Genomic DNA, 23,798 nt, shown 5'->3' with positions numbered 1-23,798 from the left:
CCTTCATTCCTCGTCCATCGCGATGGCGACCGGACGGGGCCGGATGCGTACGGCCCATGCCACGCCCAGCACCAGCAAGGCGATGCCGGCGAGCGTCAGCGGGCCGGGCAGGCGGCCGCGCAGCAGGAAGGCGTAGGTCATGGCGGCCAGTGTTTCGAACACGATCAGCTGTCCGCTCAAGGCCGTGGGCAGGCGTTGGCTGGCGGCGTTCCAGCACAGCGTGCCCAGCCAGGACGCAAACAAGCCGATCGCCGCCATCAGGCCGACGAACAACCACGGATGGGGGCCAAGGGGCATGGGAAACGCGCTACCACTCACGCCCATGAACAGCCATAGCAGCAAGTAGCCGCCCAAGGCGAGCGGCAAGGTGGCGATGCCTTGTGCGGTGGCCCAGCTACGCGGGCTGCGCCCGGGGTGGCGACGCAGCCAGTCGGCATTGCGCAACGGATACCAGGTCCAGCACGCCACGGCACCGAAGGCGAACAAGGCGCCGCGTGCATAGCGGGCGAGGTCGCCTTGGCTGATCTCGCCCAACGTCGCCAGCTCAGCCTGATTGACGCACAGGATGCCCGCGCCGATCAGCGCCAGCGAGGGCACCAACATCAGCCACGGCAGCTGCCCGTCACGTCGCGCGTCGCGCAGGTTCGCCGAGATGGCGATGACCACCGGCAGCGTGCCGATGATCATGGTGGGCAAGGGTGCACCGGCCAGCTGGATGGCGCTGGCCAGGCACAGGTAATAGAGCAGGTTGCCGACCGCGGCGAGCTTAAGCGCCTCCAGCCAGTCGGCGCGGCCGAGCTGGCGCAGCGCCGCGCGATCCATCCACGCCAGCGGCAGCGCAATCAGTCCAAAGGCGAGATAGCGCCCCACCGACTGCAGCGCCGCCGGATAGTCCGGCAACAGCAGCGGGCTGACAAAGACCAGGCCCCACATGAGGCCGGCGGCGAGGGCATAGAGCGTTCCTGTCCACATGGATCACAGCGTGGCCGTTTGCCATTGCGCCGTCTTGTACCAGCTTGCTGTCAGCCAGGACCCGCCATCAGCACAAGCGGCCCCGCATGGTTCGTGGTCCTCAGTTCGCCAGCGGCTCGGTCAGCACGGGACGTTGCACGCTCAAGGCGGTACCGGCCGCCGCCACGATGATCGCCACAATGGCCAGCCACTGCAGCAGGCTGAGGCGTTCGTCCAGCAAGGCCACGCCGGCCATCGCCGCGATGGCCGGCTCCAGGCTCAGCAAGGTGCTGAACGTGCGCGCGGGCAAGCGGGTCAGCGCGACCATTTCCAGCGAATACGGCAGGGCCGAGCTGAGCACCGCCACGCCCAGCGCATACGGCAACAGCGCCGGTGACAGCAAGGCGCTGCCGGCGTGCGCAATGCCGAACGGAATCGCCAGCAAGGCACCGATCGAGGTGCCCAGGGTCACCGCGTCCGCTCCGTGGGCGGCGCCCGCTTTTTTGCCGAGCACGATGTACAGGGCCCAGCCCACGCCGGCGGCGAGCGCGTACATCACACCCACCGGATCGAGCGCTTGCGTTTGCCCGCGCAGCGGCAGCAGCAGGGCGAGCCCGGCAACGATCAGCGCGATCCAGACAAAGTCGAGCAGTCGCCGCGAACCGAACATGGCCAGTGCCAGCGGACCGGTGAATTCCAGTGCCACTGCGATGCCCAGCGGGATCGTGCGCAGCGACATGTAGAACACCAGATTCATGGCACCCATCGAGAGGCCATAACCCCACAGCACGCGCCAATCGCGCCGCCCGCCCGAGCGTCGCCACGGACGCCGCCACAGCAGCAGGATCAGCGCGCTAAGCCCCAGCCGAAACGCAGTAGCGCCTTGGGCGCCGACCTGCGGAAACAGGTGCTTGGCCAGCGACGCGCCAAATTGATACGAAAACATGCTGATCAACAGCGCGCCGATGGCGAGTGCGAGCGGACCAATGGTGGAACGTGAGGACATGAGCACAGCCGCGGCGGTAGAACGGTCCGCTCATCATGCCTGCAGGCTCAAGCGAAACCCACCATGCAGGCCTTCCCGCCGACGTGATTGCTGACAGCATCTGACAGCAATCTACGTTACGACTCGCGGATGATGCGGGCTTAGCGCTGTAGAGCGCGTTGATAACGCGCAGGTGTGGTGCCGTAGCGCCGTGCAAACGTACGCGTCAGGTGCGCCTGATCGACGAGACCGACAGCAGCGGCGACTTGCGCGGGCGCTTCGCCGTGCGATAGCTGGCGTTTGGCTTCGGCCAGGCGCAAGGCCATCAACATCTGCTGCGGCGTGGCGTGGTGCTGCGCCTGGAATTGGCGCAGAAAATGAAATGGACTGAGTCCGGCGACCGTAGCCAGCTCGTCGAGTGTGAGTCGCCGCGAAAGATGGGCATGCAGGTAGTCCAGCACCGGCGCAAAGCGCGTTGAGCGTCCATCCATAGCCGGACGCGGAACACGCGCGTGGCGACGAAACTGGCTTAGCAATTCGAACAGCAGGCTATCGAAAGCGAGCGGCTCGCGTGCCTGCCAGAGTGCCTCCAGCAAATCGGTGACGCCGCGGGCACTTGGCAGATCTGCGCGCACCACCTCGCCAAACCACCAGCCGGATTCGCCGGTGATGTCCGCGACAACCGATGGCTCGATGTAAGCCATCCGGTAATGCCAGCCACCTTCGGTTTCGGCGCGCCCGGTATGCAGCTCGTCCGGATTCATCATCACCACCGAGTCCGCTGGCGCCAGATGATCCGCGCCTCGGTAGCGAAAGCGTTCCACGCCCGATTCGATCGCGCCCAGGCCGAAACCGTCATGCGTATGCGGGTCGAAGGCGTGGCGAACGATATGCGCGCGGTACAGCTCCACGCCAGGGCGGTGCGCCGGCAGCCGGAACTCGGCGGCGTCGCTGTGTGCGTTGAAGCGGTCGGGAACGCCTGGCATGGGCTGCATGTTACTGCGCGATCAGCCGAGCCGCCGATCAGCCGATCAGCGCCTTCAACCGCGTACGCGTCAGCGGGCCAAAGCGCAGGCGCTCGCACAGTGCGTCCATGCTGTCCGCTTCCCCGCGCTGGCGGCGCAAGGCATCGGCATCGGTCGGCACCGGCGCATCCAGCGCAATACGCGTGAGCCGGCGATAAAGGCGCGCCGCCTCGCCATGCGCGCGCAGTTTCTGCGCACAACTGGCCGCGCCACGCAGGCGCAGGAATGGCACTTCGTCCACCCGCTCGAGCAGCGCATCCAGGTTGCCGAAATGGGCCAGCAGCGCCGCAGCGGTTTTCGCACCGATGCCGGGCACGCCGGGGATGTTGTCGACGGCGTCGCCACACAGCGCCAGATAATCGGCGACCTGCTGCGGGTGCACGCCAAGCCGTTCGTGCACGCCAGCGGGCCCCCAGCGGTTGCCGCGCGCGTAATCCCACTGCTCGTCGTCGTCGCCCAACAACTGGCCGAAGTCCTTGTCGGCCGACACGATCACGCTGCGGAAACCAAGTCCTCGCAGGCTCCACAACGCACTGCCGATCAGATCGTCCGCTTCGTAGGTGTGATCGATCAGCACCGGCAGGCCAAGCGCCAGCGCCACCTCGCGGCACAACACGAACTGGTGTTCAAGATCGGGCGGCGGCAGCTCGCGGTTGGCTTTGTAAGCAGGGTAGATCGCGTTGCGGAACGAGGTGGTCAGCGAGGCGTCGAAGGCCACCGCGATGTGCTCGGGGCGCACGCGTTCCAGCAGTTCGCACAGGAAGCGCGTGAAGCCGTGTACCGCATTGACCGGATGACCGTCCGCATCGTGGAACTCGTCCGGCATCGAATGCCAGGCACGGAATACATAGAGACTGCCATCGATCAGATGGGCGGCGGGGCGGCTCACGGTGTCCACGTGCTGAGTACATCGGCGAGGGCGGGGCGGTCGCGATCGGGCACGTCGATGTGCGGCGTGCCGATATGCACGAAACCGATCACCTGTTCGTTCTGCGCCAGACCAAGGATGCTGGCGGCTTCACGATCATACGCCGCCCAGCCGGTGAGCCATTGCGCGCCATAACCCATTGCTCCGGCACCAAGCAGCAAGTTGTAGGCCACGCAGCCGGCAGAGAGCTGCTGTTCAATCACGGGCACCTTGCTGGAGGGATCGAGGCGCGAGATCACCGCCACCACCACCGGGGCGGAGACATAACGCGTACGCTCCTTCTCGCGCTTGGATTCCGGCAGGTCCGGATGGAGGCGCAGCGACAATGCCGCCAGGCGATCGTTTAAAGCGAGTTTGGCCGCACCTTGCAGCAGAATCAGTCGGTACGGGACCAGCTTGCCGTGGTCCGGCACGCGAATGGCCGCTTCCAGCAGCGCATGCAGCTGGGCCTCGTCCGGGGCCGGCTCACCGAGTTGGCGGGAGGGGACGGAGTGACGTTGCTGCAACAGGGAAAGAGGATGGGACACGGGGACGTCCGTCGGGGCAAACGTTCATGCTAATCCGCCCGGCCGACATAGGCGAATGCCGCCGGCTTTTCGCTGAACCCCTGCGCCATGGGCTCAGCCCGTGGTAGCCAGCCGGAATGAGCCTGGCAGCAGGGTTGCTACGGTCGTTTCCTGCACGGCCCCATGCAGATTTCCCAACCATACGGGCATGTCTTCGTCGCACAGCTCCGCCATGACCTGGCGACACGCTCCGCACGGACTGATCGGCCCGGGCGTATCACCGATGACCGCCAGCGCCTCGAAATCACCCGGTCGGCAGCCCGCAGCCACGGCGCTGAACAACGCTGTTCGCTCTGCGCAGTTGCACAGGCCATAGGAGGCGTTTTCGACATTGCAGCCGGCAAAACGGCGGCCGTCCTTGGTGACCACGGCCGCCCCCACCAGGAAGCGGGAGTACGGTGCATAGGCTTGTTCGCGCGCCTCGCGCGCCAGGGTCAGCAAGACATCGGGAACAACGATCACGCTCATCGGGATCTCCATTGGGGGACCCCTCGCCTCGACGGCGGCGGACCAGTCTACCCCCGCCGGGAGCCGTTCGTCGCCAACCCTTGGTGGCTCGCGCGACGAGGCATCGGCTAGGATGGCTGGACCTTTCCGCAGGGGATGCACGATGACGATCACCGTGGCTGCATTGCGAGAGACCGCCGCCGGTGAGCGCCGGGTGGCGATCACGCCTGAAGTGGCGAAGAAATTGCGCGGCAAGGGCCTGCGCGTCCTGCTGGAGCACGGTGCCGGCGCGGCCGCGGGTTTCCCGGACGATACCTATGCGGATACCGATTTTGCGGATGCGCACAGCGTGCTGGCGCAGGCCGACGTGTTCGTCTGCGTGCTGCCGCCGGACGATAGCGTTTGGTCGGGATTGCGCGAAGGCACCATCGTAGTGGGGCAGTTGCGCCCCTACGGCGCCGCTGCGCGCATCGTGGCGATGGGGAAACGCAAGCTCACCGCCTTTTCACTGGAGCTGTTGCCGCGCACCACGCGCGCCCAGGCCATGGACGTACTCAGCTCGCAGGCGGCGGTGGCGGGCTATCGCGCCATGCTGATCGCGGCCGAAGCCGCGCCGAAATTCTTTCCCATGCTCACCACCGCTGCCGGCACCATCCGGCCGTCGAAGGTACTGGTGATCGGCGCCGGTGTGGCCGGCCTGCAGGCCATTGCCACGGCCCGCCGCCTGGGCGCGCAGACCGAGGGCTACGACGTGCGTCCCGAAACCCGCGAGCAGGTGGAGTCGCTCGGCGCCAAATTTCTGGATCTCGGCGTCAGCGCCGCCGGCAGCGGTGGCTATGCCCGCGAACTGTCGGCGGAGGAACGGGCCGCCCAGCAACAGGCGCTGGCCGAGCATCTCAAAGGCGTGGATGTCATCGTCACCACCGCTGCGGTGCCCGGCCGCCCATCGCCGAAGATTCTCACCACCGCCATGATCGACGGCATGAAGCCAGGTGCCTTGATCGTCGACCTCGCCGCGGACGGCGGCGGTAACTGCGAGCTGACCCAGCCCGGCCAGCGCGTGGAGCACCGCGGCGTGGTGATTCTCGGTCCGCTGAATCTGCCCGCCGGGGCACCGCTGCACGCGTCGGAGATGTATGCGCGCAACGCGTACAACTTTGTCGAATTGATGGTGCAGGGCGACACGCTGGCGCCGGACTTCAACGACGAGCTGATCGCCAAGAGCTGCGTGACGCGCAACGGCGAGCCACATTTCCAGGGCTAGTCGTTCCCCGGATCATGGGCGGGACGTGATCGCGTCCGCGCCTCTGGGCGTGGTGGTTGCGAGAGATATTGCGAAGAACGCGGCGAATGACAGGTTGACCGCGCTGCCCACCAGGAGCGAACCGAGTGGTGCCGGAATATAGGCCTCAACCATTTGCAGCAAGAGTACTGGCACCGCTGGGGTGACCAGGGCGACCCAGCGCGGGTATGCCGTGCGTCCGAAGGCGATAAGCATTAGCAAGAGCAGGCCGGCGAGATAACCGGGCAGCTCGGCAAACTTGTAAAGCCTTGCACCGAAATCGTGGATCTGCTGATCGAGCAAGGCCGAGGCGGGACGATACGAGGCATCGGCGTGGACGGCAGCTTGAATGGCGAGCGCCTTGGCTGCCCAGAACACGTGATAACTGCCGCCAGCGAGATAACTAAGCACCAAGCCGACAGCGACGGCCCCTGCCACCGACGGCTGGCGCTCGCGGATGTTCATATACACGTGCCAGAAACCGAATAGATAGAGCAGCACGGCAAGCGGGCCGACCGTGGCGCCAAGCAGGATGCGATCGGTCGGCGCCGCGGCCACGATGTCGCGCAGATGGGCGACGAAGTCGCTACCACTCACGGGAGCGAAGTACAGACCCTGATCGCCCAGGGCCAGCAGGATGGCACCGGCCAAACCGAGCAGGCCCGCCCACCATCGTTGCCTCGACACGTTCATATGACCTCTGGCTGCGCTGCGCTGGGCTGACGCCGCGCTAACAACGACGCGTCGCTTGCTTAGTGGCGGATTTTCCCCGTTTCCCAAAGATCACCATAACGGACTGCGCCCTGGCTGGGGCCCCGATCATCGTTCCCGTCGTAAAGATACATGCTGGCACCGGGTGGGCAGGGATTCGAGTGAGCGCTGAATGTCGCCGGCCCGGGCCATGCACTGGCGGTGTCGCGAACGGCTTCTTTGAAAGGAAAAGCCCCGCCAAGGCGGGGCTTTCGATTCAACGCTTGGGCGGATGCGGCGGAGGGCCGCCGGGGCCGCGCGGAGGCGGTCCATGGTGCATTTCCTCGTGCCACTGACGCAGCAACTGTTCGCGCTGATCCGGCGGCAACTGCTGGAAATGCTGGAAGGCGGCGTGCAGCTGCTGACGCTCCTCGGGAGGCAGTTGCTGGAAGCGCTTGCTGTTCTCGCTGGCCTGTTCCCGCTGTTCGGGCGTCATCTTCTGCCATTGGTCGATGCGCTGGCGGATCGCCTGGCGCTGGTCAGGCGGCAGTGTTTTCCATTGCTGGGCGCGCTCCAGCATGCGGGCCTGCCGCTCTGGCGGAAACGAATCCCACTTGTCGGCAAGCGGCGACAGCACGTCGCGTTCGGCGGGCGACAGGCTTTGCCATGAGCGCGGCGCTGGCGGAGGACCGGGCGGCCGATCCGGCGGCGGCCCAAACGGTGGTCCAGGCGGCGGCCCGGGCGGATACGAATCCCCCGGTGGCGGAGGCGGTACGTTCTGCGCTAACGCGTAAGGGACGGCACTACCCAGCCAGCAGGCGAGCATCAGCACGATGAAAAGACGGCCTCGACGCATAATCACCGGTTCGCCTGGCTGTCGCCGTTCCTGGCCAGCCACCCGTAAAAGTCCATGTTCTGGTACAGGGTAGGGTCGGCCGCGGCCGCATCCGGCGGCAAGTCGCCGTCGACCTCAGCCGTGGATATAGAAAGCGAGCTGGCAGGCGAGGCGCCCGATGGCCCCTGTACCGGGGACGACAGCATCAGTGCCGCAAAAGCGACCGCCGCAAAGGCCCCGGCCGGCAGCAGCAGCTGCAGCAGGCGATGCGACAGCGACGAGCGGTCGGCGCCTTCGATGGCCTTGCGCCGAGCCGCACGCAGTCGATCGACGGTCGCCGGGTCAAGGTGTCGCGCGGCCTCGCGATAGAGTTCGCGGGCGCGGCGTTCCAGGTGGTTGTCGGGCGCATTCATCGCCAGTCCTCCAGTTGGTCGCGCAGACGTTGCAGTGCACGCGACAGATGTGTCTTTACGCTCCCTTCCGAACAGCCCATGGCCTGGGCGGTTTCCGCCACGTCCAAGCCTTCCAGCATGCGCAGCATGAATGCTTCGCGCTGGCGCTGAGGCAACAACTTCACCGCTGCCGCCATGTCCGCATAGGACTGAGTGTCACGCAGCCTTTCCAACGGTCCGGGGCCGGTGTCGGCGGGTTCCCAGAGCGGTAAATCGTCGCCGTCCTCGTCTTTTCCGCCCAGCCAGGCCACCATGATCGAGCGCACCTTGCGGCGGCGCTGCAGATCGACGATGCGCCGGCGCAGGATGCCCCAGAACAGCGGGGTCCATTCCTGTGCAGGCTTCTCGCTGTAATGCTTGACCAGCCGCAGCATGGCGTCCTGTACCGCATCCAGCGCATCTTCCCGATGGCCCAGATTGATCTCGGCCATACGGAACGCGCGGCGCTCGACCTGCGCCAGGAACGCATTCATCGAGACCGGCACCGCGCGGATGTCTTCGGCCAGCAGGTCGGCTTCGAGCGTAGAAACGGCACTGTTCATGGCGTCATCGTCCGCTTCGCCGGATCGGGCATGCTGAGACTCCATTGGTACGTCTTTGTGCATCAACGCCCGAGGCTCGCGCGGGTTGACCCACGCCCGTATGATGCGGGCATAACGATGTCCTGGCGGGGAGAGGTCATGATCGACGGGTTCCTGGCGCTTTACATCTTCATGCTGGCGGCGTTTACGGGGTACGAAATCATCGCGAGGGTGCCGGTGATTTTGCACACGCCGTTGATGTCGGGCTCGAACTTCATCCATGGCATTGTGCTGGTTGGCGCCATGATCGCGCTAGGGCATGCCAGCAGCACGCTCGAGGTTGCCATCGGCTTTATCGGCGTACTACTAGGTGCCGGCAACGCCGCAGGAGGTTACGTGGTGACCGAACGCATGCTGGAAATGTTCAAGTCCAGCAAGCCCTTAGCTGGCAAGGAGGCCAAGTGATGGAGTGGCTGCCGATCGTCATCAAGGCCTGCTATTTCTTCGCTGCACTGCTGTTCATCCTCGGTCTTAAGCGCATGAGTTCCCCCCGCACCGCACGCGGAGGCATCGTGTGGGCCGGCGTGGGCATGCTGGTGGCAGTCATCGCCACGTTCGCTATGCCGGACATGCATAACCGGGGGCTGATCCTGACCGCGGTGCTGATTGGCGTGAGCGCCGCCTGGTGGTCGGGTCGCCGGGTGGCGATGACGGCGATCCCCCAGATGGTGGCGCTCTACAACGGTATGGGCGGCGGCGCCGCCGCGGCCATCGGCGCGACCGAGTTGTTCAGCTATGCGGGCAGCGCAGTGACCCTGCTCGATGGCGGCCAATTCACCGCCAACGGTGCAGACACGCCGGGGGCGGCCCAATTGACCTTGGCGGTGCTGGGCGCGCTGATCGGCTCGGTCAGCTTCTCCGGCTCGCTGATTGCCTTTGCCAAGCTGCAAGGCTGGCTGGATAAGCGCTTCGTGTTCCCAGGGCAGCGGGTGGTGAACCTGCTGGTGCTGGCCGGGGCCGTCGTACTCGGCGGCATGCTCGTCAGCGGCCAGCTGACCCCGCCCTTGATCGTGGCGTTCTTCGCGCTGGCGCTGCTGTTCGGCCTGATGATGACCCTGCCCATCGGCGGCGCCGACATGCCGGTCGTCATCTCCCTCTACAACGCCTTTACCGGCCTGGCGGTAGCGTTCGAAGGCTTCGTGTTGCAGAACGAGGCGATGATCATCGCCGGCACCGTGGTCGGCGCAGCGGGTACCTTGCTGACCCAGCTGATGGCCAAGGCGATGAACCGCTCGATCGGCAACGTGCTGTTCGGCAGTTTCGGGGCAACCAGTGGGGTGGCGCAGGACATCGGCGGCAGCCAGAAGCCGATCGAGGCCAGCGATGCCGCCGTGATGATGGCCTACGCGGAGCGCGTGGTGATCGTGCCGGGTTACGGCATGGCCGTGGCGCAGGCGCAACACAAGGTGTGGGAATTCGCCAAGCTGCTGATCGAGCGGGGTGTGAAGGTGAAGTTCGCGATCCACCCGGTCGCCGGTCGCATGCCCGGCCACATGAACGTGCTGCTGGCCGAGGCGGGGGTGCCGTACGACCTCATTGCCGACATGGACGACATCAATCCCGAGTTCCCCAACACCGACGTGGCCCTGGTGATTGGTGCCAACGACGTGGTCAATCCGCTGGCGAAGACCGATCCGGCCTCGCCGATCTACGGCATGCCGATCCTCGACGTCGGCAACGCCAAGCATGTCATCGTGGTCAAGCGCGGCAAGGGGACCGGTTTTGCCGGCATCGAAAACGCGCTGTTCTATGCCGACAACGCGCGCATGCTCTACGGCGATGGCCAGGCGGCGGCAGGGCAATTGGTCACGGAACTGAAAACCCTGGAGACGTAAACCGCGTTCAGCTGTGCGCCTGCTTCGGACGCGCGGCGCGCAGGGCCGTCAGGGCGGCCACGACGATGCCGATAACGAACCACACGTTGTCCGTGGCCGCTTGCCCCAAGGTCGCCAGCTCCAGCAAAAGGCGGAAGCCGGCCGTGCGCATGGCATCGATCAGGCCCATGCCCATCAGGCCGGCGATGCGGGCAGCCGCCGTCAGCAGGTTGACGTAAATTGCTGCGGTGAACGTGGCCAATGCCGCCAATAGCGCCGCATCGCGGCCGGCCGGGCGAACCCAGTTGCGTACCGCCTTGCCCAACAACCAGCCGACCGGCAGGGCCAGCCACGGCAGCGGGCGCTGCAAGTAGAGGGTGGGCACCATCCACACGGCGCCGGCGGCCAGGCCCAGCATCACGGCGCTAATCAACGCAAACAAGGCAGAAAACGCGACCCGTGCACTCATGGCTGGGGAAACGAAGGCAGGGTTGCAGACACGGGCTCTTCTCTGGCGTAAAACTCTCATCATAGCGCGGCGTGCCCGGCTGCAAGCCCGGCCTGAGACAGCTGGCGGCACCTATTCCCCTTGAGATCGGGGTCACCCGGCCTGATCTGTGCAGGCGTGTCCGGTCGTCAACCGGCATAATAGTCAGCTCGGCGCGACACCTTGCCGCGCCCCTCAGTGAGATTTGGCAGGATCGGCATGAGCGGTTTCAGTCTAAGCAGCGAGCCCTTCACCCTGGAACGTGACTGCCAGGCAGTCATGGTGCCCCAAGGGGAAACGGTAAGCCTGCCCGCCGGTCAGATCGGCTACATCACCCAGGCCCTGGGCGGCAGCTTCACTGTCTATGTGGAAGGCAACCTGTTCCGTATCGCCGGCAACGACGCCGACGCACTGGGCAAGGAGCCGCCCGCACCGATCGAGCTGGCGGTGGATGCCACCGATGCCGACGTGGAGCAGCTGGTGTGGCAGCAGCTGCGCACCGTGTTCGATCCGGAGATCCCGATCAACGTGGTCGAGCTGGGCCTGGTCTACGACGTGACGGTCGACCACCTGGCGGCGGAGCAGCGCAAGGTCTATGTGAAAATGACGCTTACCGCACCGGGTTGCGGCATGGGCGACATCCTGGTCGACGACGTGCGCACCAAGCTCGAACTCATTCCCACCGTGGCCGAGGCCGACGTGGACCTGGTGTTCGATCCGCCGTGGAACCATTCGATGATGTCCGACGCGGCAAAACTCGAAACCGGCATGCTCTGAGAGCTTGTTCACGATCTGCGCGCCAATGGGCGGCGGTCGGTCTCTCTTCCCTGATGTTGATGCACGCGAGGCTGGACCGTCTCGCGACGATAGGTCGCGCCTGCAGCAAGGCCTCAGCGCGGTGCGCCTGATCCACATCAAGGCTCCGGTGGCGCAGTGAAGGTCAAACTGGCGATCCGATCTTCGATCGTCAGGAGCACGGCATGTTTCCCGAATTTCGCGGCTTGATCACCGACCTCAAAGGCCAGGATCCGCGCTTTTCCAGGCTGTTCCAGCGCCACAACGAGCTGGATCAGGAGATCAAGAACATGGAGCTGGGGCTGGTGCCCGCCGGCGGCGTGCTCATCGAGCAGCTCAAGAAGGAAAAGCTGCTTGTGAAAGACCAGCTCTACAGCATCCTGCGCAAGGCATCGATGTCCTGAGCGCATGACGCGCCACACGCGCCGAGCGCCGCCCCAGGCGGAATCTCCCATCCAACTATCGAGGGGTGATGCTTTGTCGTCATCGATCTCCAAACGCACGCCAAACGGCCGACGCCGTGCCGTCGCCGAACCACTTGTTGCCGAGCAGCCGGCTATAGCTGCTCATGCGCCGAACGCAAACGAGGCCTCGCCCGAACGCATGGCGCTTGCGAACGAGCGCGAGAGGGTGGGCCAGGCGATCGAATCCGCCCAGGCGCTGATGGCGCATGGCATGCAGGACATCCTGTCCGAGGCGACCTCGCAAGATCCCGACACCTTGGTCGACACGGTGAAGGTCATTCTCGATGGCCTCTCGCCCGACGACGCCGAGCGACTCCGCAGCCTGATGCTGGAGGGCGATCCCGCCTTGCTGCGCGGTTCGAGCAATCGGCATCCGGACGATGAGCTGTCGGCGGGCTGGCGCAAGGGCGAGTATCCCTACCGAAACAAGATGTCGCGCCGCAATTACGAAAGGCAGAAGTACCGGCTGCAGGTAGAGCTGCTGAAGTTGCAGGCCTGGGTCCGCGACACCGGCCAGCGCGTCGTGATCCTGTTCGAGGGACGCGATGCAGCAGGTAAGGGTGGTGCCATCAAGCGCTTCATGGAGCACATGAACCCGCGCGGCGCGCGAGTCGTGGCGCTCGAGAAGCCCTCGGAATCGGAACGCGGGCAGTGGTATTTCCAGCGCTATATCCAGCACTTGCCCACCGCGGGTGAGATCGTGCTGTTCGATCGATCCTGGTACAACCGCGCCGGCGTGGAGCACGTGATGGGCTTCTGCGGTTCCAAGGAGTACGACGAATTCATGCGGCAGGTGCCCGAGTTCGAGCGCCACTTGGTGGCCAGCGGCATCCATCTTTTCAAGTTCTGGTTCTCGGTCAGCCAGAACGAGCAGCGCCGCCGCTTCGGCGAACGCAAGCTGCATCCGCTCAAGCAGTGGAAGCTGAGCCCGGTCGATCTCGCCTCACTGGACAAGTGGGACGCCTACACGCGCGCCAAGGAGGCGATGTTCGCGCATACCGATACGGCCGACTCGCCATGGATCGTGATCCGTTCCGACTGCAAGAAGCGCGCGCGCCTCAACGCCATGCGCCATGTCCTTGGCCGTATGCCCTATCCCAACCGCGACGACAAGGTGGTTGGCCTGGCCGATCCGCTGATCGTGGGGCGCGCACTGTTTGGTTGAGTGGAGGCCTGAAACGCAACAGGCCCTGGCATCGCCGCCAGGGCCCGTGATGCGCGATGCTGCTGGATGGGGTCAGCCGTTCGATTCTTCGAAACGATTGGCGTCGCGATTCTTGCGTACCTTCGACGGGTCCCACACGCGACCGTTCATGGTGATGTACACGCCGTCGGGCAGGGTCTGCACGGCGGCGACGGCGCATCCGATATTGAACACCGCGTCCGAACCCTGGAAGCGCGCGGGGTTGAGTGCGCCGGTCAGTACGATCACCTTGCCCTTGATATGGGCCAGTTCGCGCGCGGTTTCGACCATGGTGTCGGTACCGTGGGTCACCAGGACGTGGCGATGCGGCTGCGCCTCGATGGTGGAACGCACCAGGGCGCGATCCTCGGCGGCCATATGCAGGCTGTCCTTGCGCAGGATCGGGATCACGTCGAACTGAAACGCTACGCCGAGCTGGCCAAGAATTTCGCCGATCTGCGGCGCACCGATCTTGTAGTCCGACTTGTCGTCGAAGTAGATCTTGTCGATGGTGCCGCCGGTGGTGACGATGGTCAGATGCTGCATGGTCGGAAGTCGCGAGGGGGATTGGGGGCGCATTTTAGCTGGTAGCGCGTGCTTTCGCCGGAACGGGCGTAAACCGCCATTGCATCGAGCAATGGGCTCAGTGCGGCCCAAGCAGCAAGGCGGTGTCGGTGGCGTCGGTGCTGCCGAGGCGTATCAGGCCGTGTCCGACGAAACGCCGCAATGCCGCGCCAGCCCGCGCACCGTCGTGAGGCGCCGACCAGGTGTCGTGGCGCGCCAGCAACGCCGCGGCGGCGCATCGCGCCAGCGTAAAGGCGAGGCCGCGAGCGCCAGCTTCCAGCGCATCGCGATCCTGGGCTCGCCGCTCAAGCATGTGCATGGCGGCGTCCAAGGCCGCGTGGATCTCGCCTCGCGCATGCGCATCGATGCTATCCGCCAGCCAGCCTTCGATGGCGATACGCAAGGCCTGGATGCTGTGGTCGTTCGCCAGTGCACGCAGGCTGTCCAGCGACAGCACGTTGGTGGTGCCTTCCCAGATGGCATAAACCTGCGCATCGCGTAGCAGCTGGGGTAGGCCGGTATCTTCGATATAACCTGCGCCGCCGAAGCACTCCAGGGCTTCCGAACACAGCTTGACGGCCATCTTGCCGGTCCACAGCTTGGTCAGCGGCGTGAGCAGGCGGAGCAGGGCGGCTTCATGCGGTTGGGCCGCGCCATGCTCGACGCGACCGAGCAAATGTGCCACTTCGAAAGCCAGCGCGAACGCCCCTTCGAACTCGGCCTGCATGTCCGCCAGGGTCTGCGCGTGCAGCGGCTGTTCGATCAACGGCCGCCCAAACGCCTGGCGTCGCATGGCGTAGTCGCGCGCCAGGCCAAGGGCGCGCGCCATGCTTGCCACGGCGCAGATGCCGTTCCAGGTGCGCGTGACATTGAGCATCGGTGCGACCTGACGTACGCCATGGGCGAGGTCGCCCAGCGGCCAGGCGGGCAAGCCGTCCAAGTGGATTTCCGCGGTGGGCAATTCGTGCGTACCGAGTTTGTCCTTGAGTCGATCGATGATCAGCTGCGGCTTGCGGCGATCGCCGTCCATGGTTTCCACGTAGAACAGTGCCAGTGCGCCGGCGCCCGTGCTCGCGCCTTCCGGACGCGCCAGCGCGAGCGCCGCCTCGCCCACTACGGCCGAACTGAACCACTTGCGGCCATGGAGCCGCCACTGGCCGGTAGCGTCCTGCCGTGCGACGGTCTCGGTGTTTCCCACATCCGAGCCGCCCGTGTTTTCGGTCATCCACTGGCCGCTTAGCCAGAAGCTGTTGGCGTCGCGGCTGAGCAGATGCGGCAGGGCGCGCTCCATCAAGGCCTTGTTGCCGGAAGCCTTGAGCGCCGTGGCGGCCCCGTCGGTCATCGCCAGCGGGCAGGTATAAAACTCGCTGGCCAGGTGATACAGGTAAACGCGGGCAAATTCTTCCAGGCGCGCGTGCTCGCTGGCCTCGTGTCCTGAGGCGAGAATCGCGTGCGTCGTGGTGATGCGAGGACCTTCCTGCCATGCATCGGTCAGCTCAATGCGATCGACCCGATTGCCCCAGGCATCCCACTGGGTAAGTACGGGTTTGCGACGCGTGCTGCGGCAGCTACGCAGCCAGGCCATTTGCGCGTAATCGCCAAGTGCCTGCAGGTCGCCATTCAGTGCGACCCGGCGTGCGGAAGGCAGGGCGCGATCGAGCATGCTGCGCAGCCGATGGTCGTCACGATACGGGTGCGCAAGTTGCGGCGGATCTTGCAGGAATCCCATGGTCGGCCCTCGACGAATCCGTTTCGTCGAGTATAGGCGCCATGCACGGCGACGTTATGCCTTGCGCTTGCGCTTGACGCCGGCGCCCAGCGTGCCGATCAGCACGAGTGTCAGGATGATCTCGATCACGCCCAGCCAGCGTTCGTCCGGCGAGCTCCAGGCTTCGGCGATGCCGTGGCAGAAATAGAACAGGCTGAGGATACCCACCCATAGCAGCGCGCGGCGCACGTCGCGGATGGCAAGCAGCGGCAACAGCAGCGGGATGACGGTGATCGCCAGCACCAGCCATACGGGCATGGTTTGCGCCGGAAACAGCCAGCCGTGCCAAACCACTTGCAGCACGAGCAGCGCTGCCCAGGCGACCAGGCCGACGCGATAGGTGGTGGCGATGGGGGCACTCATGCGTTGGCGCCCAGGCGACGCGCCACATCGGCAAGTCGGCGTCCCAGGGCCCGGGCCAGTTCACGTTCGTGTTCGGAGATCGCGTTCTCGCCCTTCGCGCCGGTGACATGGCTGGCGCCATACGGCGTACCACCACTCAGGGTGGAGCTAAGCGCCGGCTCGGTGTAAGGCAGGCCGACGATCAGCATGCCGTGATGGAGCAGGGGCAAGGCCATGGTCAGCAGGGTGGATTCCTGCCCGCCGTGCATGGTGCTGGTGGCGGTGAACAACGCCGCGGGTTTGCCGGCCAGCGCGCCGCTGGCCCATTCGGCACCGGTGGAATCCAGGAAATACTTGAGCGGTGCGGCCATATTGCCGAAGCGCGTGGGGCTGCCCAGTGCCAGGCCAACGCAATCGATCAGATCCTGACGGGTCACGTAGGGCGCGCCTTCTTCCGGCTCGGGCGGCTGCGCCAGTTCGGTCACCGGTGCCACCGGGGGTACCTGGCGTAGGCGGGAGCGCATGCCAGGTATTTCTTCTACACCGCGCGCGATCAAGCGTGCGAGTTGGGCGGTATGACCGGTGCGGCTGTAATACAGGACCAGAATGTCTTGGCTCATGGTTTGGGCGATCGCAGGGTGATCGGTTAGTGTACCGGTCGACCAAGCCCGTGTTGTCGGTCGGTTCACGCCCCGCCCATGGGCCGGCGACATCATGGCTTGCCTCCGATGCCGAACGCCGAGGAAGGAACAAACATGGCCTTGCGCTTCGATCGCGACCGGCTACGCAGCTTCAGCCATTTCGTATGGCATCGCTTCGTGGACGACAAGTGCTTCGAGACTGCCGGTGCGCTGTCCTATACGACGCTGGTCTCGCTGGTGCCGCTGATCGTCGCTTCGCTGGCGATGTTCGCGGCGTTTCCGGTGTTTTCGGAGGCGCGCAACACACTCATGGGCTTCGTCTTCAGCAATTTCGTGCCCGCTGCCGGGGTGAGGGTGGAGGAGTACCTCAACAGCTTTGCCGACAATGCCAGCCAATTGACCGGCATCAGCATCCTGGTGATGTTCTTCAGTGCCTTGTCGATGATGGTAAGCATCGAGGACCGGCTCAATCGCATTTGGCGAGTGCAGCGCGCGCGCGGATGGGGCTCTCGCTTGCTGCTGTATTGGGCGGCGCTCACCTTGGGTCCTGTACTCATTGTGGGTGGGCTTATCGTGTCGTCGTATGTCACCGCGCTCCCGCTACTGAATGACGCCGCTGAACAACTGGGGCTGCGCCATCGCCTGTTGTCCACGCTGCCTTTCATCGTCACTTTCGTGACCTTGGCCCTGCTGTATTTCGTGGTGCCCAATCGCCGGGTACGCTGGCAGGACGCCCTAATCGGCGCCGTGCTCGGTGCGCTGCTGTTCGAGATCGCGCGCTGGGGCTTCGCGCAATTCATCCATCATGCGCAGACCTACCAGCAGATCTATGGCGCGGCGATGGCCGCGATTCCGATTTTCCTGCTGTGGATCTACCTGTCGTGGGTCATCGTGATTCTTTGCGCCTCGATAGCCGCCTCGATCTCCGCGTTCGATTACCAGCCTCCAGCAGGGTGTCTGTCCGAAGATGCTGCCCTGCTCGGACTGTTGGTGGTATTGGGACATTTTGTGGATGCGCATCGGCACGGGCGCAAGCTTGATCCGACTAGCTTGCGCATCAGCGAGCCCTATCTGCCCAGCGGATTGATCGCCGGCTATTTCGAAGACCTGCAGCGCGCCGACGTGATCCGCCGCGAGGAAGGCGGCGGATGGCTGTTGAGTCGCAGCCTGGACAGTACCGATTTGCTGCGCATATATGCTCACGGTCATTACCGCCTGCCGCTGCGCCCGGCGCAAGAGGCACAGGCGTTACGCATACGCTTGCCGGCGGAGTTGATCGCGTTGCTCGAAACGGCGGCGCAATCACTCAATACCACGCTGGGCATGCGGCTGGATCAAGCCTATCCGCCGGCGAGACCGGCCACCAACGATTCCGAGGATCTCCGTTCATGAAATGGTTGAAGTCAGTTGCCACTTTTGGCGTCGCGCTTGCGCTTGCAGGTTCGGTGCACGCCGCCATGCCCGAGCAACCCGCAATCAAGGTCACCACGCTCGACGGCAAGTCGTTCGACCTGGCAGCGCTACGCGGCAAGTGGGTGATCGTGAATTATTGGGCGACATGGTGCGTGCCCTGCATCAAGGAAATGCCGGATATCTCCCGCTTCGTCAGCACGCATCACGACAAGGTCGCCGCCATCGGGCTGGCCTACGAAGACAGCGACAAGGCGGATATCCAGGCATTTCTGGCCAAGCACCCGGTCAGCTATCCGATTGCCCAAGTCACCATGGACAAGCCACTCAAGGATTTCGACGAGCCGCGCGGACTGCCTACGACCTGGCTGATTGGCCCCGACGGCAAGGTGGCCAAGCGCTTCTTAGGGCCAGTGACCGAAACCTCGCTCGGTCAGGCCATCGGCATCGGTAAATAGACCATGGCCGCCGCGCGCTTTCTGGTGAGCGGTCGCGTGCAGGGCGTGTTCTATCGCGCCAGCGCGCGCGAGCAGGCGTTGGCCTTGGGACTTTCCGGCTATGCCAGAAACCTGCCGGATGGTCGTGTGGAAGTGCTCGCTTTTGGTCCGGCATCTGCGATCGACACCTTCGAGCGTTGGCTCTGGCAAGGGCCAGCGGCCGCGCGCGTGGATGCGGTGGCGCGCGAAGCGTCTGCCGCACCCGAGGTGCAGGGCTTTCACACCGGCTGAATTTCGCGGCGTCGTGAGGCTGATTTCACGCGGGCGAGCGGAGACTGCGGCCTGGCTCAGGCGGAGCGTGTGTCGATTGGGGTCTGGCCCATTCGTCGTATGCAAGAAGCGTCCGCTACGGGACGCTCCCGCAGCGCATCTGCCGAGGCACCCACAGAGGAGAGATCTTCATGTCATCCCGTTTCCAGCGCATCACCCCGTTTCTTTGGTTCGACCATCAGGCGGAAGAGGCCGCGAACTTCTACGTGTCGGTGTTCGAAAATTCGCGCATCGTCACCACGACGCGCTACAACGCGGAAAGCGCGGCGGCGTCGGGGCGCCCAGAAGGCTCCCTCATGACGGCTGCCTTTGAACTGGACGGCCAGTCGTTTGTCGCGCTCGACGGTGGCCCGATATTCCGTTTCAACGAAGCGGTCTCGCTGGTGGTCAACTGCCATTCGCAGGACGAAGTCGACTACTACTGGAGCAAGCTCTCCCAGGGCGGCGACGAGAAGGCACAGCAATGCGGTTGGCTGAAGGACCGTTATGGCCTTTCCTGGCAGGTGATTCCCGTCGAGATGATCGAGATGCTCAGCCATTCCGATCCTGCGAAGGTCAGCAAGATGACAGACGCGATGATGAAGATGAAGAAAATCGACTTGAATATGTTGCGAAAAGCGATGGCTTAGGGCGGCCACGAAGGCCTCGTACTTGTCACTCCGGCTTTTGCCGGAATGACGACTCCTTCCGACGCTCTCCAGCGCTCTGTATTGCGCTGATCAGTCACCGCACGTGTCGGGCACCCACAAGGCCTTGCTGGTGACATGCTCATTCTTCAATTTGCCCTTGAGCTTCGGCAATTTCACGATGGGTATAGCCTCGTCGTGACGAGGGATCTGCTCCAGCAGATGCCGAATGAGATTGATCCGTCCGCGTTTCTGATCGTTGAAGTCGACCACGAACCATGGGGCGTGAGGGCGGTGCGTGCGCTCGATCATGACGTCGCGCAAACGGCCCATCTCGGCGTACTTCTCGCGCGAGGCGAGATCGTTCGGCGAGAGCTTCCAGTGCTTGAGCGGGTTGGTGGCGCGTTCGGCGAAACGCTCTTCCTGCTCTTCCTGGTCAACCGCCAGCCAGTACTTGAGCAGGATGATGCCGTCGTCGGTAAGCAGCTTCTCGAACGCCGGCACTGCCGCCATGAACGCCTTGTATTGGGCCTTGGTGCAGAAACCCATGGCGGGTTCGACCACGGCGCGGTTGTACCAGCTGCGATCGAACAGCACGACTTCACCGGCGCTGGGCAGGTGCTGCACATAGCGCTGGAAATACCATTGGGTCGACTCGATGTCGTTCGGCTTGTGCAAGGCGGCTATGCGATAGCCGCCCGTATCCATGGACTGGGTGATGGCCTTGATGGTGCCGCCCTTGCCGGCGGCGTCGCGGCCCTCGAGGATCACCATCAAGCGGCGGCCGCCACCAAGCAGCCATTGATTGAGCCCGGCCAGTTCGAGTTGAAGTTCTTCCAACGCGTGACGGTAGAACTTGTCCTTCTTGGGCACGGTTGTGCTCCTCGATGCTAGAGATCCAGATCGACGGGTGGGCGGCCGATGCGGTAGCGCGTACTGATCGCTTGCAGGACGCGATGGAAATCACGGGCGAAGCCTTGCATGTCGAACAGCGGGCTCTGCGTGCGCTGCTGGGCCAGGTGATGGCGGAGCGTACCGAGCGCTTCACGATCGTTGCCCAGCTGAGCGGCCATCGCGATAAACGACTCCTCGTCCTCGCATGCCAGCTCCGGCAAGCCAAGATCCTGCAACAGGCTGGTGGCGACGCGGCCCGCGAACGTGCTTCCGGTGCAGGTAAGCACCGGGCAGCCGGCCCACAGTGCATCGGATGCGGTGGTATGGGCGTTGTACGGCAGCGTGTCGAGAAACAGGTCGGCGTGGACGTAGCGCGCCAGGTAATCGGCGTGCGGCAGGCGCGACAGAAACACCAGGCGTTCTGGCGCAGTGCCTGCTGCCGTAGCCGCGGCGCGCAAGCGATCGTCCGCGCCTTCCGGGCCGCTCAGCAGCCATAGCACGCTGTCGGGCACCTGCTGCAGGATCAGCATCAGGCGGGCGAACGCTGCCTGATTGAGCTTGTAGCTGTTGTTGAAACAGGCGAACACGGTGCCCTGCTCTGGCAGGCCGCAAGCCGCCCGCGAAGGCGGCTCAGCGACGACACGGGTGTTGTCGTTGGGCTGGTAGCAACGCGGCAGCCGCACGAGTTTTTCGCTGATATAAGCGCGCGATGCATTCGGCAGCACAGCGGCGTCGGCCAGCAGATAGTCCATCCATGGTGCGCCGGACGTGCCGGGGAAGGCCAGCCAGTTCACCTGCACCGGTGCAGGGCGTAACGCGAACAGCTCGGCGTTGTTCTTGCCGGCATAGCCGTTGAGGTCGAACAGGATCTCGATGCCGGTGTCGTGAATGCGCTGGGCCACCTGCGCGTGATTGAGCATCGACACATCGTGCAGCGTGGTGGCGGTCGCCAGGCGACGACGGATAGGGCCGCCGTCGTCCGCGGTGGTGGCAAACAGGTGGAGTTCCACATCTTCGCCGGTCAAGGCTTCCAGCATCGCGACGACCAACAGGCCGGTGGCGTGCTCGTTGAAGCCGTCGGCAACGAAACCGACCCGGATCGGCTGGTCCGGCGATGGCTTGGCGAACTTGAAATCGAGCTGCTTGCGCAAGGGTGCCATCTGCTGCGCGATGGTCGCGGCATAGGTGACGGCACAATGTTGCAGGGCGGCCGCGTCCACATCCTCGGCCAGCAGGACGAACGGGCTGACCAGCGCGTTCTCCTTCGATACGGCGTGTTGCAGGCGTTCGCTCAGTTGATCGAGGCCGCGCCAGTCGCACAGGCGGCGCCGCACGAACAGCAGTTGGCCGAGTGCCGGGCCATCCTTTGGCTCAAGCTGCAGCGCCCGTGCGAAAGCATCGGCGGCCGAGGTGAGCTGGCCGGCGTCGTCCAGCGCCTGACCCGCCGCGAACGGATACTGGGCGTTTTGCGGCGCCAGACTTTCGGCGTGCAGCCAGGCATCGGCGGCCTCGAGGGATTTGCCTTGCACTTGCAACACGCGTCCGCGCAGGGCGAACGCCGCGTCGAACTGCGGGATGATTTCCAGCGCTTCGCCGATATGACGCAGGGCCGGTTCGGTATTGCCCAGCTCCAGCTCGGCGCCGGCCAGGTTGAGGCGGATGCCCGGGTGGAACGGGGCGCCATGGGTCGCCATGGCATAGGACTCACGGGCGTGCTGAAAACGCGCCGCCGCCATCAGGGCATTGCCCAGGCCCAGCAGCACGGCGGGGTTGCCAGGGGCTAGCCGCAACGCGGCGCGCAACCGTTCAATGGCGGCGTCGGCATCGCCGTTGGCCAGTTGGACGCTGGCCAGGTTGCATTGCACTTCAATGTTCTGGGGCGCGATCTGCGCGGCCCGTTCGAGCACACCGAGCGCCTCGGCGGGGCGTTGCAACTGCAGCAGGGCAATGCCTTGCAGGCGGGCCAGCTCGGCGTCGTCCGGGTACTGCTCGCGCGCCTGCGCGGCCGCATGTTCGGCATCGGCAAAGGCGCCGAGTTCCAGCTGGTCGACGATTTGCTGCACCAGCGCCTGGGAAGAGGGGGAAAAGAGATCATTCATCCGCCCACGCTAACGCAGCGGGCCGCGGCTGCCAATCCGGACGTGAATAATCTGCGCAATTTAGCCGGCGGTGAGTGCCTTCAACTCGTCAGCCTGATGCTCGCGCGTGAGCGTATTGACCAGCTCGTCCAGATCGCCCTGCAGCACCTCGGGAAGCCGGTACAGCGTGAGGTTGACGCGATGGTCGGTAATGCGACCCTGCGGGAAGTTATAGGTGCGGATGCGCTGGCTACGATCGCCCGAGCCCACCTGCAGGCGCCGCGATTCGGCCTGCACGGCCGCCTGCCGGCTACGCTCGTCGTCGAGCAGGCGAGCCTTGAGCAGGCTCAGCGCACGGGCGCGGTTCTTGTGCTGGCTGCGCTCGTCCTGGCATTCGACCACGATGCCGGTGGGCAGGTGGGTGATGCGGATGGCCGAGTCGGTCTTGTTGACGTGCTGGCCGCCAGCGCCGGAGGCGCGGAAGGTGTCGGTCTTGAGGTCCGCCGGATTGATCTCGATGTCGTCGATCTCATCCATCTCGGGCAGGATCGCCACGGTGGCGGCCGAGGTGTGGATGCGCCCTTGCGATTCGGTCTCCGGCACGCGCTGCACCCGATGCGTGCCCGACTCGAATTTCAGCCGCGAGTACGCGCCCTTGCCCTCGATGCGGGCCACCACTTCCTTGTAGCCGCCATGCTCGCCATGGTTTTCGCTGAGCACTTCGACATGCCAGCGGCGACGCTCGGCGTAGCGCGTATACATGCGGAACAGGTCGCCCGCGAAGATGGCGGCCTCGTCGCCGCCGGTGCCGGCGCGCACTTCGAGGTACAGGTTCGCCTCGTCACGTGGATCCTTGGGAAGCAGCAGGATTTGCAGCTCAGCGTCCAGCGCCAGCAGGTGCGCTTCCAGCCGTCCGATATCGTCTTGCGCCATGTCGCGCATTTCGGGATCGTCGAGCATGGCCCGCGTTTCGCGAAGCTCGCGCTCTGCCTGATCGTGCCCGCGCAACGAGGCCGCCACCGGCTCCAGTTGCGCGTATTCGCGCGACAGCTCGCGAAAGCGGTTGTTGTCGGCGAGCACATCGGGCTGCGCCAGCAACAGGCCGATCTCCTCATGGCGTTCGGCGAGGGATTCGAGCTTGCGGCGGATCGATGGGGTCATAGGGCAGCGGCGAGTGGGTCGAGGTGAGGACAAGCAAGGGCGCTAAGCGTAACGCGTGGATC

General features: G+C 64.9%; 28 protein-coding genes. 10 read left to right on the top strand and 18 right to left on the bottom strand.

The window, feature by feature from the left end:
- Window positions 1–3 precede the first annotated feature (3 nt).
- The 6 genes from ACT01B_RS16505 to cdd all read right to left on the bottom strand — a co-directional run bounded on the left by ACT01B_RS16505 (window position 4) and on the right by cdd (window position 4,923).
- A complete protein-coding gene (locus ACT01B_RS16505; protein ID WP_445144305.1) occupies window positions 4–972 on the bottom strand; it encodes a DMT family transporter in 969 nt (322 codons plus the stop codon).
- Between the two features lie 100 nt (window positions 973–1,072).
- The gene (locus ACT01B_RS16500) at window positions 1,073–1,957 is read right to left on the bottom strand and encodes an EamA family transporter (RefSeq protein ID WP_445144304.1); all 885 of its coding nucleotides are present in this window, start codon (window positions 1,955–1,957) and stop codon (window positions 1,073–1,075) included.
- A 140-nt stretch (window positions 1,958–2,097) separates the two neighbouring features.
- Window positions 2,098–2,922: an AraC family ligand binding domain-containing protein gene (locus ACT01B_RS16495; protein ID WP_445144303.1), complete on the bottom strand. Its 825-nt coding sequence runs from the start codon at window positions 2,920–2,922 to the stop codon at window positions 2,098–2,100.
- A 37-nt stretch (window positions 2,923–2,959) separates the two neighbouring features.
- Complete coding sequence (locus ACT01B_RS16490) at window positions 2,960–3,859, bottom strand: 5'-3' exonuclease (protein WP_445144302.1); 900 nt, start codon at window positions 3,857–3,859, stop codon at window positions 2,960–2,962.
- Window positions 3,847–4,416, bottom strand: coding sequence for a nitroreductase family protein (locus tag ACT01B_RS16485; RefSeq protein ID WP_445144301.1), 570 nt, complete (start codon window positions 4,414–4,416; stop codon window positions 3,847–3,849). Before ACT01B_RS16485 ends, ACT01B_RS16490 begins: the two co-directional genes overlap by 13 nt.
- 93 nt (window positions 4,417–4,509) lie before the next feature.
- The gene (gene cdd, locus ACT01B_RS16480) at window positions 4,510–4,923 is read right to left on the bottom strand and encodes a cytidine deaminase (RefSeq protein WP_445144300.1); all 414 of its coding nucleotides are present in this window, start codon (window positions 4,921–4,923) and stop codon (window positions 4,510–4,512) included.
- Between the two features lie 142 nt (window positions 4,924–5,065).
- On the opposite strand from cdd, the gene ACT01B_RS16475 reads away from it, so the two are divergent.
- Window positions 5,066–6,166: an NAD(P) transhydrogenase subunit alpha gene (locus tag ACT01B_RS16475; RefSeq protein WP_445144299.1), complete on the top strand. Its 1,101-nt coding sequence runs from the start codon at window positions 5,066–5,068 to the stop codon at window positions 6,164–6,166.
- 12 nt (window positions 6,167–6,178) lie between these two features.
- Here the strand turns inward: ACT01B_RS16475 and ACT01B_RS16470 are convergent, their stop codons facing one another.
- The 4 genes from ACT01B_RS16470 to ACT01B_RS16455 all read right to left on the bottom strand — a co-directional run bounded on the left by ACT01B_RS16470 (window position 6,179) and on the right by ACT01B_RS16455 (window position 8,703).
- Window positions 6,179–6,877: a DUF6796 family protein gene (locus ACT01B_RS16470; protein WP_445144298.1), complete on the bottom strand. Its 699-nt coding sequence runs from the start codon at window positions 6,875–6,877 to the stop codon at window positions 6,179–6,181.
- 274 nt (window positions 6,878–7,151) lie between these two features.
- Complete coding sequence (locus ACT01B_RS16465; protein ID WP_445147508.1) at window positions 7,152–7,730, bottom strand: DUF3106 domain-containing protein; 579 nt, start codon at window positions 7,728–7,730, stop codon at window positions 7,152–7,154.
- A gap of 2 nt (window positions 7,731–7,732) precedes the next feature.
- Window positions 7,733–8,122 carry a hypothetical protein gene (locus tag ACT01B_RS16460; protein WP_445144297.1) on the bottom strand — a complete coding sequence of 130 codons (390 nt, stop codon included), beginning with the start codon at window positions 8,120–8,122 and terminating at the stop codon, window positions 7,733–7,735.
- Window positions 8,119–8,703, bottom strand: coding sequence for an RNA polymerase sigma factor (locus ACT01B_RS16455; RefSeq protein WP_445144296.1), 585 nt, complete (start codon window positions 8,701–8,703; stop codon window positions 8,119–8,121). The genes ACT01B_RS16460 and ACT01B_RS16455 overlap by 4 nt, the downstream gene beginning before the upstream one ends.
- Before the next feature lie 138 nt (window positions 8,704–8,841).
- On the opposite strand from ACT01B_RS16455, the gene ACT01B_RS16450 reads away from it, so the two are divergent.
- Together ACT01B_RS16450 and ACT01B_RS16445 are read left to right on the top strand one after the other, a co-directional pair.
- A complete protein-coding gene (locus ACT01B_RS16450; protein ID WP_445144295.1) occupies window positions 8,842–9,147 on the top strand; it encodes an NAD(P) transhydrogenase subunit alpha in 306 nt (101 codons plus the stop codon).
- Window positions 9,147–10,577 (top strand): NAD(P)(+) transhydrogenase (Re/Si-specific) subunit beta, encoded by a 1,431-nt coding sequence (locus ACT01B_RS16445; RefSeq protein ID WP_445144294.1) that lies wholly within the window; start codon window positions 9,147–9,149, stop codon window positions 10,575–10,577. The genes ACT01B_RS16450 and ACT01B_RS16445 overlap by 1 nt, the downstream gene beginning before the upstream one ends.
- A 7-nt stretch (window positions 10,578–10,584) precedes the next feature.
- Here the strand turns inward: ACT01B_RS16445 and ACT01B_RS16440 are convergent, their stop codons facing one another.
- On the bottom strand, window positions 10,585–11,025 hold the full coding sequence (locus ACT01B_RS16440) for a hypothetical protein (RefSeq protein WP_445144293.1): 441 nt from the start codon (window positions 11,023–11,025) through the stop codon (window positions 10,585–10,587).
- A 237-nt stretch (window positions 11,026–11,262) separates the two neighbouring features.
- Here ACT01B_RS16440 and sufT point away from each other — a divergent pair, with 237 nt between their 5' ends.
- From sufT to ppk2 (ACT01B_RS16425), 3 genes are all read left to right on the top strand, one after another.
- Window positions 11,263–11,820, top strand: coding sequence for a putative Fe-S cluster assembly protein SufT (sufT, locus tag ACT01B_RS16435; RefSeq protein WP_445144292.1), 558 nt, complete (start codon window positions 11,263–11,265; stop codon window positions 11,818–11,820).
- A gap of 203 nt (window positions 11,821–12,023) precedes the next feature.
- Window positions 12,024–12,242, top strand: coding sequence for a YdcH family protein (locus tag ACT01B_RS16430; RefSeq protein WP_445144291.1), 219 nt, complete (start codon window positions 12,024–12,026; stop codon window positions 12,240–12,242).
- A gap of 199 nt (window positions 12,243–12,441) precedes the next feature.
- Window positions 12,442–13,467 (top strand): polyphosphate kinase 2, encoded by a 1,026-nt coding sequence (gene ppk2, locus ACT01B_RS16425; protein WP_445144290.1) that lies wholly within the window; start codon window positions 12,442–12,444, stop codon window positions 13,465–13,467.
- Between the two features lie 72 nt (window positions 13,468–13,539).
- On the opposite strand, the gene ACT01B_RS16420 is transcribed toward ppk2 (ACT01B_RS16425), so the two are convergent.
- From ACT01B_RS16420 to wrbA, 4 genes are all read right to left on the bottom strand, one after another.
- Window positions 13,540–14,031, bottom strand: a complete 492-nt coding sequence (locus ACT01B_RS16420; protein WP_445144289.1) for an asparaginase domain-containing protein — start codon at window positions 14,029–14,031, stop codon at window positions 13,540–13,542.
- Between the two features lie 97 nt (window positions 14,032–14,128).
- The gene (locus tag ACT01B_RS16415) at window positions 14,129–15,778 is read right to left on the bottom strand and encodes an acyl-CoA dehydrogenase family protein (protein ID WP_445144288.1); all 1,650 of its coding nucleotides are present in this window, start codon (window positions 15,776–15,778) and stop codon (window positions 14,129–14,131) included.
- A 54-nt stretch (window positions 15,779–15,832) separates the two neighbouring features.
- On the bottom strand, window positions 15,833–16,180 hold the full coding sequence (locus tag ACT01B_RS16410) for a DUF2069 domain-containing protein (protein ID WP_445144287.1): 348 nt from the start codon (window positions 16,178–16,180) through the stop codon (window positions 15,833–15,835).
- Window positions 16,177–16,779 carry an NAD(P)H:quinone oxidoreductase gene (wrbA, locus tag ACT01B_RS16405; protein ID WP_445144286.1) on the bottom strand — a complete coding sequence of 201 codons (603 nt, stop codon included), beginning with the start codon at window positions 16,777–16,779 and terminating at the stop codon, window positions 16,177–16,179. Before wrbA ends, ACT01B_RS16410 begins: the two co-directional genes overlap by 4 nt.
- A gap of 135 nt (window positions 16,780–16,914) precedes the next feature.
- Between wrbA and ACT01B_RS16400 the strand changes: the two genes are divergently transcribed.
- From ACT01B_RS16400 to ACT01B_RS16385, 4 genes are all read left to right on the top strand, one after another.
- Window positions 16,915–18,192 (top strand): YihY family inner membrane protein, encoded by a 1,278-nt coding sequence (locus ACT01B_RS16400; protein WP_445144285.1) that lies wholly within the window; start codon window positions 16,915–16,917, stop codon window positions 18,190–18,192.
- Window positions 18,189–18,668: a TlpA family protein disulfide reductase gene (locus tag ACT01B_RS16395; protein ID WP_445144284.1), complete on the top strand. Its 480-nt coding sequence runs from the start codon at window positions 18,189–18,191 to the stop codon at window positions 18,666–18,668. Before ACT01B_RS16400 ends, ACT01B_RS16395 begins: the two co-directional genes overlap by 4 nt.
- A 3-nt stretch (window positions 18,669–18,671) precedes the next feature.
- On the top strand, window positions 18,672–18,938 hold the full coding sequence (locus tag ACT01B_RS16390) for an acylphosphatase (RefSeq protein WP_445144283.1): 267 nt from the start codon (window positions 18,672–18,674) through the stop codon (window positions 18,936–18,938).
- Window positions 18,939–19,108: 170 nt separating this feature from the next.
- Entirely contained in the window at window positions 19,109–19,606 is a 498-nt protein-coding gene (locus ACT01B_RS16385; protein WP_445144282.1) for a VOC family protein, read from the top strand.
- Window positions 19,607–19,696: 90 nt separating this feature from the next.
- Here the strand turns inward: ACT01B_RS16385 and ppk2 (ACT01B_RS16380) are convergent, their stop codons facing one another.
- Genes ppk2 (ACT01B_RS16380) through prfA form a run of 3 tightly spaced genes read right to left on the bottom strand, consistent with a single transcriptional unit; the run spans window position 19,697 to window position 23,736 of the window.
- The gene (ppk2, locus tag ACT01B_RS16380) at window positions 19,697–20,476 is read right to left on the bottom strand and encodes a polyphosphate kinase 2 (RefSeq protein WP_445144281.1); all 780 of its coding nucleotides are present in this window, start codon (window positions 20,474–20,476) and stop codon (window positions 19,697–19,699) included.
- A 17-nt stretch (window positions 20,477–20,493) separates the two neighbouring features.
- Window positions 20,494–22,596: an O-linked N-acetylglucosamine transferase, SPINDLY family protein gene (locus tag ACT01B_RS16375; RefSeq protein WP_445144280.1), complete on the bottom strand. Its 2,103-nt coding sequence runs from the start codon at window positions 22,594–22,596 to the stop codon at window positions 20,494–20,496.
- 60 nt (window positions 22,597–22,656) lie between these two features.
- Entirely contained in the window at window positions 22,657–23,736 is a 1,080-nt protein-coding gene (gene prfA, locus ACT01B_RS16370) for a peptide chain release factor 1 (protein ID WP_445144279.1), read from the bottom strand.
- Between the last annotated feature and the right edge of the window lie 62 nt (window positions 23,737–23,798).

The organism is Dyella sp. Tek66A03 (assembly GCF_052567735.1).
The sequence above is the reverse complement of the archived record's forward strand: the minus strand, read 5'-3'. Positions and strand labels throughout refer to the sequence as shown.

What these genes read in the sequence shown, in the direction of transcription:
- ACT01B_RS16505 (WP_445144305.1), bottom strand. Translation starts at nt 972, where the DNA reads ATGTGGACAGGAACGCTCTATGCCCTCGCCGCCGGCCTCATGTGGGGC.
- ACT01B_RS16500 (WP_445144304.1), bottom strand. Translation starts at nt 1,957, where the DNA reads ATGTCCTCACGTTCCACCATTGGTCCGCTCGCACTCGCCATCGGCGCG.
- ACT01B_RS16495 (WP_445144303.1), bottom strand. Translation starts at nt 2,922, where the DNA reads ATGCCAGGCGTTCCCGACCGCTTCAACGCACACAGCGACGCCGCCGAG.
- cdd (WP_445144300.1), bottom strand. Translation starts at nt 4,923, where the DNA reads ATGAGCGTGATCGTTGTTCCCGATGTCTTGCTGACCCTGGCGCGCGAG.
- ACT01B_RS16475 (WP_445144299.1), top strand. Translation starts at nt 5,066, where the DNA reads ATGACGATCACCGTGGCTGCATTGCGAGAGACCGCCGCCGGTGAGCGC.
- ACT01B_RS16470 (WP_445144298.1), bottom strand. Translation starts at nt 6,877, where the DNA reads ATGAACGTGTCGAGGCAACGATGGTGGGCGGGCCTGCTCGGTTTGGCC.
- ACT01B_RS16465 (WP_445147508.1), bottom strand. Translation starts at nt 7,730, where the DNA reads ATGCGTCGAGGCCGTCTTTTCATCGTGCTGATGCTCGCCTGCTGGCTG.
- ACT01B_RS16460 (WP_445144297.1), bottom strand. Translation starts at nt 8,122, where the DNA reads ATGAATGCGCCCGACAACCACCTGGAACGCCGCGCCCGCGAACTCTAT.
- ACT01B_RS16455 (WP_445144296.1), bottom strand. Translation starts at nt 8,703, where the DNA reads ATGAACAGTGCCGTTTCTACGCTCGAAGCCGACCTGCTGGCCGAAGAC.
- ACT01B_RS16450 (WP_445144295.1), top strand. Translation starts at nt 8,842, where the DNA reads ATGATCGACGGGTTCCTGGCGCTTTACATCTTCATGCTGGCGGCGTTT.
- ACT01B_RS16445 (WP_445144294.1), top strand. Translation starts at nt 9,147, where the DNA reads ATGGAGTGGCTGCCGATCGTCATCAAGGCCTGCTATTTCTTCGCTGCA.
- ACT01B_RS16440 (WP_445144293.1), bottom strand. Translation starts at nt 11,025, where the DNA reads ATGAGTGCACGGGTCGCGTTTTCTGCCTTGTTTGCGTTGATTAGCGCC.
- sufT (WP_445144292.1), top strand. Translation starts at nt 11,263, where the DNA reads ATGAGCGGTTTCAGTCTAAGCAGCGAGCCCTTCACCCTGGAACGTGAC.
- ACT01B_RS16430 (WP_445144291.1), top strand. Translation starts at nt 12,024, where the DNA reads ATGTTTCCCGAATTTCGCGGCTTGATCACCGACCTCAAAGGCCAGGAT.
- ppk2 (WP_445144290.1), top strand. Translation starts at nt 12,442, where the DNA reads ATGGCGCTTGCGAACGAGCGCGAGAGGGTGGGCCAGGCGATCGAATCC.
- ACT01B_RS16420 (WP_445144289.1), bottom strand. Translation starts at nt 14,031, where the DNA reads ATGCAGCATCTGACCATCGTCACCACCGGCGGCACCATCGACAAGATC.
- ACT01B_RS16415 (WP_445144288.1), bottom strand. Translation starts at nt 15,778, where the DNA reads ATGGGATTCCTGCAAGATCCGCCGCAACTTGCGCACCCGTATCGTGAC.
- ACT01B_RS16410 (WP_445144287.1), bottom strand. Translation starts at nt 16,180, where the DNA reads ATGAGTGCCCCCATCGCCACCACCTATCGCGTCGGCCTGGTCGCCTGG.
- wrbA (WP_445144286.1), bottom strand. Translation starts at nt 16,779, where the DNA reads ATGAGCCAAGACATTCTGGTCCTGTATTACAGCCGCACCGGTCATACC.
- ACT01B_RS16400 (WP_445144285.1), top strand. Translation starts at nt 16,915, where the DNA reads ATGGCCTTGCGCTTCGATCGCGACCGGCTACGCAGCTTCAGCCATTTC.
- ACT01B_RS16395 (WP_445144284.1), top strand. Translation starts at nt 18,189, where the DNA reads ATGAAATGGTTGAAGTCAGTTGCCACTTTTGGCGTCGCGCTTGCGCTT.
- ACT01B_RS16390 (WP_445144283.1), top strand. Translation starts at nt 18,672, where the DNA reads ATGGCCGCCGCGCGCTTTCTGGTGAGCGGTCGCGTGCAGGGCGTGTTC.
- ACT01B_RS16385 (WP_445144282.1), top strand. Translation starts at nt 19,109, where the DNA reads ATGTCATCCCGTTTCCAGCGCATCACCCCGTTTCTTTGGTTCGACCAT.
- ACT01B_RS16375 (WP_445144280.1), bottom strand. Translation starts at nt 22,596, where the DNA reads ATGAATGATCTCTTTTCCCCCTCTTCCCAGGCGCTGGTGCAGCAAATC.
- prfA (WP_445144279.1), bottom strand. Translation starts at nt 23,736, where the DNA reads ATGACCCCATCGATCCGCCGCAAGCTCGAATCCCTCGCCGAACGCCAT.